Raw genomic sequence first — 13,494 nt, 5'->3', positions numbered from 1 at the left:
CCCCTGATGAGATGGCGCACGAAGTGCGCATCTCAGGGGCGCGGGGAACTGCGCGGCCGGCCACTACGAGAGCCGCACTCGATCGACTGCCTCAGGGGCGCGGGGAACTGCGCGAGAAGCCCCGCCGGGCCGCAGGCGAATTCCCGTGCCGAAGGACGTCAGGGCGACCCCGGCGACGAGCAGGGCGGCCGCGCACCAGCGCAGGGGGCTCACCGATTCGCCCAGGAACAGCGCCGCCGACGACATCCCGAAGACGGGGACCAGGAGTGAGTACGGGGCGACCGTAGAGGCGTCGTAGCGGCGCAGCAGCCGGCTCCAGGCGCTGAAGCAGAACAGGGTCGTCACCAGGGCCACGTAGACGATGGCGCCGACGCCGGGCAGGTCGAGGGACGCGAGCGCGCGGGCATCCGTCGCCGGGTCCTCGAAGACGAGCGAGAGCCCGAACAGCGGAAGCACGGGCACCGCGCTCGACCACACCATGAAGTTGAAGGGCGCCTCGGGAGCCGCCTTGCGGGTCAGGACGTTCGCCACGCCCCAGAACGCGGCGGCGACGAGGACCAGCGCGAAGGCGCCGAGCGGGCCCGAGCCCCCCTCGTCGACGGCGGCGACCACGATCCCGCCGAGCGCCACCGCCATGCCCACCACCCGCACCGGCCGCAGCCGCTCCCCCAGGAACGTGAACGCGATCATCGCCGTGAACACCGCCTGAACCTGGAGCACCAGGGACGAGAGCCCGGCCGGCATCCCGGCGTTCATGCCGACGAACAGCAGCCCGAACTTGCCGACGCCCAGGGCGAGTCCGAGCCCCACGATCCAGCGCCACGGCACGCACGGCCTGCCGACCAGGAACACCGCGGGGAGCGCGGCCAGCAGGAAGCGCAGGGCGCAGAAGAGCAGCGGCGGGAAGTGGGCGAGGCCGATGTCTATGACGACGAAGTTCACGCCCCACAGGGCGGCGACGAGCACGGCGAGGCCGGTGTGTGCGGGTCTCATGCGTCGAGGATCACGCCCCGCGACCGTGTAGCACCAGCGATGATTCCTGCATGGTGGGATGAAGCACCGCTAATGAGAGTGCGTAGGGATGCGTACGGAAGAGGGGTCCGGGATGTTGGATGTCCAGCGACTGCGCGCCCTGCACGCCGTCTCCGTGCACGGCACGGTGGGCGCCGCCGCGGCCGCGCTCGGCTACACGCCGTCGGCCGTGTCCCAGCAGATCGCGAAACTGGAGCGGGAGACCAGGACCGTCCTCCTCGAACGGGAGGGGCGGGGCGTCAAGCTGACCGAGGAGGCCCGGCAACTCGCGCGTACGGCACATGAGTTGATGGCCGTCATGGAGCGGGCGGAGACCGAGCTCGAAGAGCGGCGCGGGGTGCCGGCGGGGCGGCTGACCATCGCCGCGTTCGCCTCGGCGGCGCGCGGGCTGCTGCCCGGGGCGCTCGCGGCGCTGGCCGAGCGGCATCCCGGGCTCGACATCCGGCTCACCGAGGTCGACCCGCACCTGTCGGTCGATCTCGTGGCGAAGGGCGCCGTCGATCTCGTCGTGGCCCACGACTGGGACATCGCGCCGCTGCCGGCCCCGGCCGGGGTCGAGCAGGCGGTCATCGGGGACGACCTGTGCGATCTGCTGGTGCCGGTCGGGCATCCGCTGGCCGGACGCAGCGCCGTGCGGCGGGCTGAACTGGGCGGGGAGCGGTGGGTTTCGCAGCCGGCGGGGCGGGTGTGTCACGACTGGCTGGTGCGGACGATGCGGGGGGCCGGGTTCGAGCCGGAGATCGTGCATCGGGCCGACGAGAATCCGACGCTGGTCGCGCTGGTCGCGGCGGGGCTGGGGGTTGCCGTGATTCCGCGGCTCGGGCGGGGGCCCTTGCCGGGCGGGGTGGTTGTGGTGGGGCTTGATCCGGTGCCGCGCAGACGCGTGTACGCGCTCTGGCGCACCGGGGTGTCCCGCCGCCCCGCGATCACGGCAACCGTCCAGTCCCTACACGACCAGGGCTCCACCTGCCTCCTTCAGTAGCCCGCACCCCTGGGCAGTTCTTCGGGTGCCGGCCGGTGGCCGCTTCTCGCGCAGTTCCCCGCGCCCCTGAGGCAGGCGCTTCGCGCCGCCTCCCCGATGAGATGCCGCACGAAGTGCGCATCTCAGGGGCGCGGGGAACTGCGCGACCAGCCACGACGAAAGCCGCACCCGGAACCGCGTGAGGAAACCTCCGGCCGGATGGGAACCCGGGCGCGGGCCCGTCCGTCCAACGGGCAAGCTGCCGGTGAGTCTCCGCAGTGCGGTGTCGGCCTCGCTGCTGGCTGCGAACGCTGACCACCCTCTCCGCCGCATGCGGCCGGCAGCAAGCCGTCACCGGCGCGCCCCCCTCCAACAGCGCCGGTGACGGCCCCTTTTCATGCCCGCTTTCACTCCCGCTCTCTTGACTGGCAGAAACTTTCCCCATATCCATGACGCGCGGAAGTTTCCTTCAGCAGCATGCCCCGCCCCTCCCCCGGAAGGAGCGCACGTGCACCACCGCCAGTCCAGCCAGCCCAGTAACGGTTTCCCCAGACGCACCCTGCTCGCCGCCGCCACGGCCGGCGCCGCCGCCGTCACCCTGAGCGCCGCACCCGCCCAGGCGGCCGCGCCGAGCGACCGGTCCCTCAAGAAGGTCATCTCGGGGATGTCCCTGGAGGAGAAGGTCGGCCAGCTCTTCGTGATGCGGGTGTACGGCCACTCGGCCACCACCCCGGACCAGGCCGACATCGACGCGAACCTCAAAGAGATCGGGGTGCGCACGGCCGACGAGCTGATCGACAAGTACAAGCTCGGCGGCATCATCTACTTCCAGTGGGCGCACAACGTCCGCGACCCGCACCAGATAGCCGACCTCAGCAACGGCATCCAGCGCGCCGGACAGCGACAGCCCTCCCGCATACCGCTGTTGATCGCCACCGACCAGGAGCACGGCATCGTCTGCCGGGTCGGCAAGCCGGCCACCCTGTTCCCCGGCGCGATGGCGCTCGGCGCGGGCGGCAGCCACGGCGACGCGCGCAGGGCGGGGCAGATAGCGGGCGCCGAGCTGCGCGCGCTCGGCATCGTCCAGGACTACGCACCCGACGCGGACGTCAACGTGAACCCGGCCAACCCGGTCATCGGCGTCCGCTCGTTCGGCGCCGACCCCGAGGCCGTCGCCGGTATGGTCGCCGCCCAGGTCAAGGGGTACCAGTCGGCCCACATCGCCTCAACGGCCAAGCACTTCCCCGGACATGGCGACACGGCCACCGACTCGCACACCGGACTCCCCGTCATCACGCACACGCGCGAGCAGTGGGAGGAGCTGGACAGGCCGTCGTTCCGGGCCGCGATAGCCGCCGGGATCGACTCGATCATGACGGCCCACATCGTCGTACCGGCCCTGGACCCGGCCGAGGACCCGGCGACCCTCTCGCACCCGATCCTCACCGGCATCCTGCGCGAGCAGCTCGGCTACGACGGCGTCGTCATCACCGACTCGCTCGGCATGGAGGGCGTGCGGACGAAGTACGGCGACGCCCGCGTGCCCGTGCTCGCGCTCCAGGCGGGTGTCGACCAACTGCTCAACCCGCCCACCCTGGACGTGTCCTGGAACGCGGTCCTGAGCGCGGTGAAGAGCGGCGAGCTGGCCGAGGACCGGCTCGACGAGTCGATCCTGCGCATCCTGCGCCTGAAGGCGAAGCTGGGGCTCTTCAAGGACCCCTACGTCTCGCACCGCGACGTCGACCGGACCGTCGGGACGGCCGCGCACCTGGCCGCCGCCGACCGGATCGCCGAGCGCACCACGACTCTCCTGGTGAACAAGGAGCGGCTGCTCCCGCTCTCCCGCCGCACCCACAGGAACGTCCTCGTGCTCGGCGCCAACCCGGCCTCGCCCTCGCTCAGCGACGGCCCGCCGACCACCGTGATCGGCGCCGCCCTCACCGAACGCGGCTTCTCCGCAACGGTCCTCGCGACCGGCACGGCCCCGAGCCAGGCCGTCATCGACCAGGCCGTCGCCGCGGCGGCCGGCAAGGACGCCGTCGTCATCGGCACGTACAACGTGACGGCGGGCAGCGCCCAGCAGAAGCTGGTGAACGCGGTCGCCGCGACCGGCGTACCGGTCGTCACCCTGTCCCTGCGCAATCCCTACGACGTCGCCCAGCTCGGCGCCGTCGACGCGCATGTGGCCGCGTACTCGTGGATCGACGTCGAACTACGGGCTGCCGTACGGGTGTTGACGGGGGCGGCCACACCCCGGGGCAGGCTGCCGGTGCCGGTGCAGAAGGCCGACGACCCGACGCAGGTGCTCTACCCGATCGGGTACGGCCTGAAGTACTGACCGGAGTATTCACCGGTGTGCTGACGCACTGACGTACCGGCCTCCCGTACGGGCAGGGACAGGTCGTTACCATCCTGTCCGTACGGGACGTACGTCCGCACTACCGGCGCACCACCCCCAACCGGCGCAAAGCGTCTTGTACCTCTGGCGTGCTCCCGTGTCCACGGGTCAGGCTTGACGGGCATACCCGGGGGGACTGCCATGCGTGCGCGAACGGTTGAAGCGGTGTGCGCGGTGCTGCTGTCGGCACTCGCGCTGGCCGGTTGTCAGAACGCGACGGGAGACACGGTGGAGTCCCCGACGGCACAGGTGTCCCGCTCGCCGTCCGGTTACGGGGCGGTCTTCCTGGCGCTGCACGAGTGCAGTTCGCGGGGGCGGGCCTCGTTCGGCGAGGTGCCGTGCCGCAGCGAGAGCGCCGTCGCCCGGGTGATCGCCCGGTACGACGGCGGCGCGTCCGGCGGCCCGGCCTGCCCGGCCAGCACCGACTTCGTGCTGCACATCGGCGAGAACCGGCCCGCGACGGCCGGCACCGGCGCCACCGATGCCGCGGCCGTGGCCCAGGGCTATGCCTGCATGCGCAATCTGGAGCCGCCGCACCCCGGCGATCCGGGCGGCGGGGGCGGGCCGCGCACCGTCGTCGGCGACTGCGTCTACGCGGCCGGTGCGGGCCAGGTGCGGGAGACCGCCTGCGACGGTTCGGGCGAGCGCGCCCCGCAGTACCGGGTGACGTCGGCGGTGACGGCACGCACCCGGTGCCCGTCGTCGACGGCGCTGTACGTGACCCTGGGCGGCGGCGACCCGGTGGGGTGCGCGGTGAAGCTGTGAGGGGGCGGCGGCAGGCCGCCGCCGCCCCGTCACGGCATCGGCCGGGTCACGGCCGGAGCGTCGGCTCCCGCAGCAGGTCGACGCGGTCCAGCTTCGCGTCGTGCGGCGCCTTGGCCGTCGTACCGGACAGACCGGCCCACGCGAGGATCCGCTGGGTGGCGAGGTCCTTGTCGCCGGCCGTCAGCGCGGCGACGTTCGCGCCGTGGTTGGCGTGCGGCGCGGTCAGGACGTACGAGTCCTTGGCCCCGGACCCGAGGCGGAAGCGCTCGGCGCCCCACGGGTCGTTGTCGCCGTACACGTACAGCATCCGGGTCGCGTGGTGGCGCACCCAGTTGTCCACGTCGGGCATGGCCCGCCGGTCGAACTTCATGGGGATGGAGCGCGGCACGAAGTTGCGCGGCGGCTGGTAGCCGTAGCGCGACAGCTTGCCGAGCCAGGGCTGCTTGATGTCGGGCGAGCCGAGCTGGGTGCCCGCCTGGTAGTAGTACGGCGTGTACTGCTCCAGGCCCTGGTCGGCGTAGGACGACCAGCCGCCGACGGCGTCGACGTAGTCGAACAGCGCCTGGTCGGTGACGGTCTTCGCGTCCGGGACGTCCGCGCAGGCCGACTCCGGCTGGTACTGCCAGAAGCCCCACACGAGGTCGAGGACGGTCGCCTCGTACGCCTTGTCCAGCGAACCGACGGTGTTCACGGTGTAGTCGTTCGCGGCGAGGTAGTCCTTGTACTTCTTCTCCAGCGCGGTGCGGCGCACGAGCGTCTCGCGCTGCACCTTCTGGAGGGCGACGCGGCAGTCCTTCGGGCCCACGTTCGCGAGGAAGCGGTCGTACGCGGAGTCCTCGTCGTTCACGACGTCGTTCGGGGCGACGTAGGCGACGACGCCGTCCATGTCGCGCGGGTAGAAGCGCTCGTAGTACGTGGCGGTCATGCCGCCCTTCGAGCCGCCGGTGGTCAGCCAGTTGGCACCGTAGATCGGCTTCAGGGCCTCATAGATGTCGTGCTGGTCGCTGGCCGCCTGCCAGATGTCGAGCTTGGACCAGTCGGCGGGCTGCGGCCTCGACGGGGTGAAGAAGCGGTACTCGACGGAGACCTGGTTGCCGTCGACGATCCGCGTCGGCTCGCTGCGCGAGGGGTTCGTCGAGACGTTGTAGCCGCTGGTGAACATGACCGTCGGGCGGCTGACGTCCTTGTGCAGCACGGTGATCCGCTGCTGGAACGTGCCCTTGGACGGATGCTTGTGGTCGATCGGCTGGGTGAAGTTCAGGACGAAGTAGCGGTAGCCGTCGTACGGCTTCTCCTCGACGAGGCTCACGCCGGGTACGGCGAGCAGCCGGTCCTTGATGTCGGTGGCGTCCGCGGCGGCGGTGGCCGTCGTCGTGCCGGCCGCGGCCACCGTGCCTATCAGCACGACGAGCGACAGCAACCATCTGAGCACCTTGTGCATACACACTCCCCTGGTAACGCGAGTACAACGGCGCCCCGGAAACTATCGGAGCAATACGCGTACCACCAGAGGTACTTGGTGTCCGCTCAGCAGAACCGGCTCAGCGGCACCACGGGCCGAGCGGGCTCAGCACAGGATCCAGCCCGTGCTGACCGACTTCGAGCCGACCTTCCCCGTCACCCGGACACAGCGGTGCCCGGCGTGCACGGTGACCGGTCCCGCGTGGTGGGTGAAGCGGCCCGCGTCGACGACCGCGCGGTTGCCGCGGGCCTGGACGCCGACCGACATGTACTGGCGGGTGCCGCCGCGCTTGGGGTAAGTGACGGCGCAGACATAGCCGTTGCCCTTGTAGACGACCGTCCGGCCGGTGGCGAAGGTGAGGGTGCGGACCTTGTGCCCGGAGCACAGCGCGGCCGCTTGCGCGCTGCCGACGGCCGGGCCGCCGACGACCAGCAGTCCCGAGCCGAGCAGCGCGGCCAGCGCAAGCGCGGCCGGGCGGCGCGGCCCGCGGCGTATGCCGGCGCCCGCCTCTCCGTCTCTTCGCACCACAGATCCCTCCGGTCACATTGGCATCAGCGTACTGATGAACTGACGCGACACGGGGGCTGCGCGGTTGCGCGCGACCTGCACGAATACCGGATTCTTTGCCATGTTTGGGACAAGTCGACGGCTCCCCGCCGCCCGCTCAGGTCGACGCGCTCACGTCGACGCGCTCACGACGTCCGCGGCGTCGTCCTCACCGATGAAGGTGCGCCACAGCCGCGCGTACGTGCCGTCGAGGGCCAGCAGTTCGTCGTGCGTGCCGTCCTCCACGACCTGCCCGTGGTCCATCACGACGACCCGGTCGGCGCGGGCCGCGGTCGTCAGCCGGTGGGCGACGACCAGGGTCGTGCGCCGGCCGGCGAGACGGTCGGTGGCCTGGTTGACCTGGGCCTCGGTGGCGAGGTCGAGGGCGGCGGTGGCCTCGTCGAGCAGCAGGACGTCGGGGTCGACGAGCTCGGCGCGGGCCAGGGCGATCAGCTGGCGCTGGCCGGCCGACAGGTTGCGGCCGCGCTCGGCGACCTCGTGGAGGTAGCCGCCGTCGAGGGTGGCGATCATCTCGTGGGCGCCGACCGACCGGGCCGCCGCCTCCACCTGCGCGTCGGTCGCCTCGGGGCGCCCGTAGGCGATGGCGTCGCGGATCGTGCCGGGGAAGAGGTACGCCTCCTGCGGGACGACGCCGAGCCGGTGCCGGTACGCGGTGAGGTCGAGGTCGCGCAGGTCGGTGCCGTCGACGGTGACCCGGCCGCCGGTCGGGTCGTAGAACCGGGCGACCAGCTTGACCAGCGTCGACTTGCCCGCGCCGGTCTCGCCGACGAACGCGACGGTCTGCCCGGCCGGGATCCGCAGCCGTACGTCGCTCAGGGCCGTCTCGTCCGTTCCGTACGCGAAGTCGACGTCCTCGAAGGCGATCTCGCCGCGCAGGGACAGCACGTCCAGCGGTTCGGCGGCGCCCTTGGTGGAGGTCGGCTCGCGCAGCAGTTCCTGGATGCGGCCCAGCGAGACGGTGGCCTGCTGGTAGCCGTCGAAGACCTGGGAGAGCTGCTGCACGGGGGCGAAGAACAGGTCGATGTAGAGCAGGTAGGCGACCAGCGCGCCGGTCGTCAGCGTGCCCGCGTCGACCCGGTGGGCGCCCACCATCAGCACGGCGGCGGCCGCCACCGACGACAGCAGCTGCACGAACGGGAAGTAGACGGAGATCAGCCACTGGCCGCGGATGCGCGCGCTGCGGTAGCTGTCGCTGCCCGCCGCGAACCGGTCCCGGCCGTCCTGCTCGCGCCGGAACGCCTGCACGATGCGCAGTCCGGCGACGGTCTCCTGGAGGTCGGCGTTGACGACGGAGATCCGCTCGCGCGCCAGCTCGTACGCCTTGACGCTGGCGCGGCGGAAGAAGAACGTGCCGATGATCAGCGGCGGCAGCGTCACGAAGACGACGAGGGCGAGCTGTACGTCGATGACGAGCAGGGCGACCATGATGCCGAAGAAGGTGACGACGGAGACGAACGCGGTGACCAGGCCGGTCTGGAGGAACGACGACAGCGCGTCGACGTCCGTCGTCATCCGGGTCATGATCCGGCCGGTCAGCTCGCGCTCGTAGTAGTCGAGCCCGAGCCGCTGGAGCTGGGAGAAGATCTTCAGCCGCAGCGAGTACAGGACCCGCTCGCCGGTGCGGCCGGTCATCCGGGTCTCGCCGATCTGCGCGGCCCACTGCACGAGCACGGCGACCAGGGCCAGCCCGGACGCCGCCCAGACGGCGCCGAGCGCGAGCTGGCTGACGCCCTCGTCGATGCCGTGCCGGATGAGGACGGGCAGCAGCAGGCCCATGCCCGCGTCGACCGCGACCAGGCCCAGGCTGATCAGCAGCACGGGCCCGAAGCCGCGCAGGAGGCGGCGCAGGCCGTAGGAGTCCTCGGGCGTGACGGCCCGCGACTCGTCGATGTCGGGGGTGTCGGTGGCGGGCGGCAGCGCGTCCACCTGCGCGAGCAGCTCGGGCGTCGCGGGCATCCCCGACAGCGCGGAATCCTTGGGTTCGCGGTCGCCCGTCCACAGCCTGGGGGTGACCCCGCGCTCGGCGTCGAACTCGGCGTCCAGCTCGTCGCGCACCGAGGTGTCCTCGGCCGGGGCCGTCGGCAGCGCGTGCCCAGGCGATACGCCGCCCAGCTCGTCGGGGTCGGTCAGCAGCCGCCGGTACAGCGGCGAGCCGGCCTCCAGCTCCTTGTGCGTGCCGATGGCGGCGAGCCGGCCGCCGTCGAGGACGGCGATGCGGTCGGCGAGGTTCAGCGTGGAGCGGCGGTGCGCGATGAGCAGGGTCGTGCGGCCCGCCATGACGTGCTTGAGCGCCTCGTGGATCTCGTGCTCCACGCGCGCGTCCACGGCGGACGTGGCGTCGTCCAGGACCAGCAGCCGCGGGTCGGTGAGGATGGCGCGGGCGAGCGCGACGCGCTGGCGCTGGCCGCCGGAGAGGGTCAGCCCGTGCTCACCGACCTTGGTGTCGTACCCGGCGGGCAGCTCGGCGATGAACCGGTCGGCCTGCGCGGCCTTCGCGGCGGCCTCGATCTGCTCGTCGGTGGCGTCCGGGACCCCGTAGGCGATGTTGGCGCGCACGGTGTCGGAGAAGAGGAACGAGTCCTCCGGTACGAGACCGATGGCGGCCCGCAGCGAGGCCAGGCTCAGCTCGCGCACGTCGTGGCCGCCGACGAGGACGGCGCCGCGCGTGACGTCGTACAGGCGGGGCAGCAGCAGCGAGACGGTGGACTTGCCGGAGCCGGAGGAGCCGACGACGGCGAGGGTCTCGCCCGCGCGGATCTCGAAGGAGAGGCCGTCCAGGACGGGCCGGTCGCCGCCCGCGTACTCGAAGGCGACGTCGTCGAACTCGACGGTCGCGGGTGCGTCGGCGGGCAGTTCCTTGGTGCCGTCGACGAGGGACGGCTCGGTGTCGATGAGTTCGAGGACGCGCTCCACACCGGCCCTGGCCTGCTGCCCGACGGTCAGCACGACGGCGAGCATGCGCACCGGGCCGACCAGCTGGGACAGGTACGAGGAGAAGGCGACGAAGGTGCCGAGCGTGATCTGCCCGCGCACCGCGAGCCAGCCGCCGAGGGCCAGCATCGCCACCTGACCGAGCGCGGGCACGGCCTGGAGGGCGGGGGTGAACTTGGAGTTCAGCCGGATGGTGCGCAGGCGCCCGGCGAACAGCCGCCGCCCGACCTCCCTGAGCTTCCCGGTCTCCTGCTCCTCCTGCCCGAAGCCCTTCACGACGCGCACGCCGCTCACCGCGCCGTCGACGACCCCGGCGACGGCGGCGGCCTGCGCCTGCGCGTACCAGGTGGCGGGGTGCAGCTTGGAGCGGCTGCGCCTGGCGATGAACCACAGGGCGGGGGCGACGGCGAGCGCGACCAGGGTCAGCGGCAGCGACAGCCACGCCATGATCACCAGGGATATGAGGAACAGCAGGATGTTCCCGATGGTCATCGGGAGCATGAAGAGCAGGCCCTGGATGAGCTGGAGGTCGCTGGTGGCACGGCCGACGACCTGCCCGGTGGACAGCTCGTCCTGCCGCCGTCCGTCGAGCCGGGTGATCGTGCCGTACATCTCGGTACGCAGGTCGTGCTGGACGTCGAGGGCGAGCCGGCCGCCGTAGTAGCGGCGGATGTAGGCCAGTACGTAGACGACGACGGCCGCGCCGATCAGCGCGCCCGCCCACGGGCCCATGGAGCGTGTGTGGTCGCCGACGACATCGTCGATGATCACCTTCGTGATCAGCGGGACCAGCGCCATGACGGCCATGCCGCCGAGCGAGGCCCCGAGCGCGAGCACGACGTCCTTGGGATAGCGCCAGGCATACCCCACGAGCCGCTTCGCCCAGCCCCGCCCGACCTGTTCGTCCGCCGTCACACCGTCGCCTCTCGCCATCCTGCTGCTGTGCCGTGATGACCAACGCGGCCGGGGGCGGATTTCATCCCGCCGCAACAATCCGACGGGCGTTCCCCGGCTTTCACCGGCTTTCACAGGCGGCGCCCAGCTTCGCCACAGCCCGCGCCCACCCGCGCCGTGCACCTTTCACTGGTGACCTCTGCGACCGAACCGCTCCCCCACGCCCCCGCCCCGCCGCCACCGGCCGCGGCGCCGACCGCGCACCGCGCCCCGCGCTGGTCGCTGCCCGCGCTGCTCGGCATCCTGGCGCTCGCCGCCGTGCTGTACGCCTGGAACCTCTCGTCCAACGGGCTGAACAGCTTCTACAGCGCCGCGATCTACAGCGGCACCCAGAGCTGGAAGGCCTGGTTCTTCGGCTCCATCGACGCGGGCAACTTCCTGACCGTGGACAAGCCGCCCTTCGCGCTGATGGTGATGGGCCTGTCCTGCCGGATCTTCGGCTTCGGCACCTGGCAGATGATGCTGCCGCAGATCGGGGCCGCGCTCGGCACGATCTGGATCCTGCACTCCTCCGTGAAGCGGGTGTGGGGCCACGCGGCCGCCGCGATCGCCGCGCTGGTCCTGGCCCTGACCCCGATCACGGTCGCGATCAACCGGGACAACAACCCGGACACCCTGCTGCTCCTGCTGATGGTGGGCGGCGCGGCCCTCGCGCTGCGCGCCACCCGCGACGGCCGGCTCCTGCCGCTGCTCGGCTCGGCCGTCTGCTTCGGCCTTGCCTTCAACACCAAGATGCTCCAGGGCTACATCGCGCTGCCCGCCGTCTTCGCCGTGTACCTGTACGCGTCCCGGCTCGGCTGGGCGAAGAAGATCCGCAACCTGGTGCTGGCCGCCGTGGTCCTCGCGGTCTCCAGCTTCTGGTGGGCGACGGCCGTCTCCCTCGTCCCCGCCGACGACCGCCCCTACATCGGCGGCTCCACGGACGGCTCCGCCTGGGACCTGATCATGGGCTACAACGGCCTGGGCCGGGTCCTCGGCGGCGAGGGCAACGGCGGGGGCGGTGGCGGCGGAGGCGGCGGCTTCTCCGGCACCGCCGGGCTCGGCCGGCTCTTCAACGACACGCTCGGCGGCCAGATCTCCTGGCTGATCCCGTTCGCGGCGATCGCCCTCGTCGGCGGTCTGGTGCTGCGCGGGCGCGCCCCGCGCACCGACCTCACGCGGGCCGCGCTGGTGCTGTGGGGCGGCTGGCTGCTCCTGCACTACGTCACGTTCGCGACGGCCGAGGGCACCATGCACCCGTACTACACGACCGCGGTCGCCCCGGGCATCGCGGCGCTGTGCGGAGGCGGCGGCGTGATGCTGCTGCGCGCCTTCCGCACCGACAGGCGCTGGGCGTGGGTGCTGCCGGTCGCGCTCGGCGTCACCGGGATCTGGGCGGTCGTGCTGCTGCGGCGGGCCTCCGGCTGGAACGGCTGGCTGTGGCCGCTGGTCGCCCTCGTCATGGCGGCCGCGATCGCGGGCCTGCTCGTGTTCCGTACGGCGTCGGGCAGGCGGCTGCGGCTGTTCGCGGCGGCGGTGGCGGCCGCGGTCGTCGCCTCCGTGGCGGGCCCGGCGGCGTACTCCTTCGCGGAGCCGTTCTCGTCCGGCGGGGCCGGCGGCATGGGCGGCACGAACCCGACGGCCGGACCCACGACGGGCGGCGGCATGGGCGGCCCCGGCGGGGGCGGTGGCGGCGGCTTCCCCGGCGGCGGCGAGCTGCCCGGCGGGGGCCGGCAGCAGGGCTCGGGCCAGGAAGGACAGCAGGACGGGCAGCAGGACGGGCAGCAAGGCGGCGCGCCGGACGAAGGCGGCCAGGAGGGCGGTTTCACGCCACCGAGCGGTGGCGGCGGGATGCCCGGGGGTGGCGAGATGCCGGGCGGCGGCGAGATGCCCGGTGGCGGCGAAATGCCGGGCGGTCAGGCCGGTGGCGAGATGCCCAACGGTGGTGAGATGCCCGGCGGTACCGGCGGCGGTCGCACGGGCGGCGGCGGCATGGGCGGCTCGGTCGACAGTGACCTGATCTCGTACCTGGAGAAGCACCAGGACGGCGCCGAGTGGCTGCTCGCGGTGTCCAACTCGCAGTCCGCCGCGCAGATCATCCTCAGCACCAAGAAGCCCGTCATCTCCATGTACGGCTTCACCGGCTCCGACAAGGGCATGACCGTCGCCAAGCTCAAGAAGCTGGTGAAGAGCGGGAAGTTGCACTACATCCAGGTCGGCGAGAGCGGCATGGGCGGGGGCATGGGCGGCGGCGACGACGTCAGCTCCGCGGTCACCGCCTGGGTGAAGAAGCACGGCACGGCGGTGAAGGCGAGCGCGTACAGCAAGAGCTCTTCGGACTCCAAGAGCTCGTCGGACTCGGAGAGTTCGTCCGGTTCGGACAGTTCGGCGTCGCTCTACCGGCTGGACCCGTCAGACGTGAACTGACGCGCACGAAGCGGCCCC

General features: G+C 72.0%; 8 protein-coding genes. 4 read left to right on the top strand and 4 right to left on the bottom strand.

What is annotated here, in order from left to right:
• Positions 1-63: 63 nt before the first annotated feature.
• Complete coding sequence (locus tag ACFVDP_RS19315; RefSeq protein ID WP_383490935.1) at positions 64-993, bottom strand: EamA family transporter; 930 nt, start codon at positions 991-993, stop codon at positions 64-66.
• 112 nt (positions 994-1,105) lie between these two features.
• Between ACFVDP_RS19315 and ACFVDP_RS19310 the strand changes: the two genes are divergently transcribed.
• The 3 genes from ACFVDP_RS19310 (at position 1,106) to ACFVDP_RS19300 (ending at position 5,156) form a co-directional block, all read left to right on the top strand.
• Positions 1,106-2,014, top strand: a complete 909-nt coding sequence (locus tag ACFVDP_RS19310) for a LysR family transcriptional regulator (protein WP_383490933.1) — start codon at positions 1,106-1,108, stop codon at positions 2,012-2,014.
• Positions 2,015-2,501: 487 nt separating this feature from the next.
• On the top strand, positions 2,502-4,331 hold the full coding sequence (locus ACFVDP_RS19305; RefSeq protein WP_383490931.1) for a glycoside hydrolase family 3 protein: 1,830 nt from the start codon (positions 2,502-2,504) through the stop codon (positions 4,329-4,331).
• Between the two features lie 201 nt (positions 4,332-4,532).
• Positions 4,533-5,156: a hypothetical protein gene (locus ACFVDP_RS19300; protein WP_383490929.1), complete on the top strand. Its 624-nt coding sequence runs from the start codon at positions 4,533-4,535 to the stop codon at positions 5,154-5,156.
• A gap of 46 nt (positions 5,157-5,202) precedes the next feature.
• On the opposite strand, the gene ACFVDP_RS19295 is transcribed toward ACFVDP_RS19300, so the two are convergent.
• From ACFVDP_RS19295 to ACFVDP_RS19285, 3 genes are all read right to left on the bottom strand, one after another.
• Positions 5,203-6,597, bottom strand: a complete 1,395-nt coding sequence (locus ACFVDP_RS19295) for an aminopeptidase (protein ID WP_383490927.1) — start codon at positions 6,595-6,597, stop codon at positions 5,203-5,205.
• A gap of 126 nt (positions 6,598-6,723) precedes the next feature.
• Positions 6,724-7,143, bottom strand: a complete 420-nt coding sequence (locus ACFVDP_RS19290) for a hypothetical protein (RefSeq protein ID WP_383490925.1) — start codon at positions 7,141-7,143, stop codon at positions 6,724-6,726.
• Between the two features lie 153 nt (positions 7,144-7,296).
• Positions 7,297-11,049, bottom strand: coding sequence for an ABC transporter ATP-binding protein (locus tag ACFVDP_RS19285; protein WP_383490923.1), 3,753 nt, complete (start codon positions 11,047-11,049; stop codon positions 7,297-7,299).
• Between the two features lie 153 nt (positions 11,050-11,202).
• On the opposite strand from ACFVDP_RS19285, the gene ACFVDP_RS19280 reads away from it, so the two are divergent.
• Positions 11,203-13,476, top strand: coding sequence for an ArnT family glycosyltransferase (locus ACFVDP_RS19280; protein ID WP_383490921.1), 2,274 nt, complete (start codon positions 11,203-11,205; stop codon positions 13,474-13,476).
• Positions 13,477-13,494 lie beyond the last annotated feature (18 nt).

The organism is Streptomyces sp. NPDC057694 (assembly GCF_042799415.1).
GTDB lineage: Bacteria > Actinomycetota > Actinomycetes > Streptomycetales > Streptomycetaceae > Streptomyces.
Note: the sequence above shows the minus strand (reverse complement) of the source record. Positions and strands in the feature narration are given on the sequence as shown.

What these genes read in the sequence shown, in the direction of transcription:
- ACFVDP_RS19315 (WP_383490935.1), bottom strand. Translation starts at nt 993, where the DNA reads ATGAGACCCGCACACACCGGCCTCGCCGTGCTCGTCGCCGCCCTGTGG.
- ACFVDP_RS19310 (WP_383490933.1), top strand. Translation starts at nt 1,106, where the DNA reads ATGTTGGATGTCCAGCGACTGCGCGCCCTGCACGCCGTCTCCGTGCAC.
- ACFVDP_RS19300 (WP_383490929.1), top strand. Translation starts at nt 4,533, where the DNA reads ATGCGTGCGCGAACGGTTGAAGCGGTGTGCGCGGTGCTGCTGTCGGCA.
- ACFVDP_RS19295 (WP_383490927.1), bottom strand. Translation starts at nt 6,597, where the DNA reads ATGCACAAGGTGCTCAGATGGTTGCTGTCGCTCGTCGTGCTGATAGGC.
- ACFVDP_RS19285 (WP_383490923.1), bottom strand. Translation starts at nt 11,049, where the DNA reads ATGGCGAGAGGCGACGGTGTGACGGCGGACGAACAGGTCGGGCGGGGC.